General features: G+C 39.8%; 1 protein-coding gene and 1 pseudogene. Both read left to right on the plus strand.

The genetic code is table 11. The annotated features are described in order from the left end of the window. Nucleotides 1–206: 206 nt before the first annotated feature. Nucleotides 207–857: pseudogene (locus ACE01T_RS17560) on the plus strand (amino acid ABC transporter permease); the annotation flags it as partial. A 78-nt stretch (nt 858–935) separates the two neighbouring features. Further along, on the plus strand, nt 936–1,715 hold the full coding sequence (locus ACE01T_RS17565) for an amino acid ABC transporter ATP-binding protein (RefSeq protein ID WP_489752754.1): 780 nt from the start codon (nt 936–938) through the stop codon (nt 1,713–1,715). The last annotated feature ends 173 nt before the right edge of the window (nt 1,716–1,888 follow it).

Here is a 1,888-nt window from a genome sequence, read left to right on the forward strand (position 1 = left end):
TGAACGCTATCGAAATAGACGGAAAAGATTCGGTTTACGCATTAACTTAATCGCTGCACTGGTAAACCGGATGAACTTGCAATAACGACTTTCGCAAGAGATCTAATAAAAACCATATTAATGCATCAATTTTTCAAAATTACTTATTTACATAAATTCCGATATAACAAAGGTAATAAAACAGAATCAAGTAAATGAGGTTTTAAATGGATTTTAATTGGTCTTATACATTAAGTTTATTCTCACATAAAAGCTTTTGGATCGCCACTTGGACAGTCATTGAACTCAGTGTCTTGGTCTGGGTGGTGGGTATTGTATTGGGCTTTGTTTTGGCGCTTGGTAAGCAGTCCAAATTTAAACCGTTGGCATGGTCAAGTGATCTCTATATCTGGTTCTTTAGAAGCTTGCCCCTGCTGGTATTACTGGTATTTGTCTATAACTTGCCGCAAATTTTCCCTGCATCGAGTATGGTTTTAGCTTCGCCATTTATTGCCGGTTTGATTGCTATGACCTTAAGTGAGGCGGCTTATATCGCAGAAATTCACCGTGGAGGTTTAACTTCTATTCATAAGGGGCAAGTCGAAGCGGGCAAAGCGCTCGGGATGAAATACTCTGGGATTCAACGTTTAATTGTGATTCCTCAAGCCTTCCGTGTGGCATTACCTGCCCTGGGCAATGAATATGTATCGATTGTAAAACTGACTTCACTGGTTTCCGTGATTTCACTGACTGAAATCCTGTTGGTTGGACAACGCCTGTATACCCAAAACTTCCTTGTTATGGAAACCATGTTGGCAGTCGCATTCTATTACGTATTGATTGTGACTGTGTTTGGTTGGCTGATTGGCTGGTTTGAACGTAAAATTGATATCACCAATCGTAAACCTGGATTGTTGGAAGCCAATGATCCACTTAACCAACTCCCTGCAGCATCAATCCGAGCACGTAAGGACGTAACGCATGAGCAAAAAGGTGAGTTTGCCCTCGAAGCCATTGATATTCATAAATCTTATGGCAACCAAGAAGTATTAAAAGGGATTGATCTGAAAGTTAAATGGGGTGAAGTGATTTCGATTATTGGTCCTTCCGGTTCAGGTAAAACCACATTTATTCGTACCCTGAATGGTTTGGAATCTCTGAATAAAGGCACAGTCAACTTACTTGGACAACCGTTCTTAAAAGATCAGGAACTTACAGAAGATTCGGCTGAATATAAAAAACAAATTGTCAATGTTGGCATGGTGTTCCAAAATTTTAACCTGTTCCCACATAAAACTATTCTTGAAAATGTCATGCTGGCACCCTTGTACCACAACATGGGTACGGTGCTAGATAGCAAAGTGACTGCTTTGGCGATGCTGGAAAAAGTCGGCATGAAACAGCATGCGAAAAAATATCCGCATCAACTTTCCGGTGGTCAACAGCAACGTGTAGCGATTGCTCGTGCCTTAGCCATGCAACCTTCAATTATCTTGTTTGATGAACCGACATCGGCACTTGATCCTGAGTTGGTCAATGAAGTGCTTAAAGTGATTGAAGAACTTGCAAGTGAAGGGTTAACCATGATTATTGTGACCCATGAAATGCGCTTTGCGTTTAAAGTGTCCGATCGAGTGGTATTCATGGAAGGCGGTCATGTGGTATTAAATGATGCTCCAGAAGAATTATTAAATTCTGATAATGAACGTTTGCAACGCTTTATTGCCAAAGAATAGAATATCAAGATTAACAGCAGCCATTTTATGGCTGCTTTTTTTATTTCAATTAAATATGATTAATTAAATAGATCTCTTGCGAAAGTCGTTATTGCAAGTTCATCCGGTTTACCAGTGCAGCGATTAAGTTAATGCGTAAACCGAATCTTTTCCGTCTATTTCGATAGCGTTCA

It is taken from the genome of Acinetobacter uliginosus (genome assembly GCF_044130295.1).
Taxonomy (GTDB): Bacteria; Pseudomonadota; Gammaproteobacteria; order Pseudomonadales; family Moraxellaceae; genus Acinetobacter.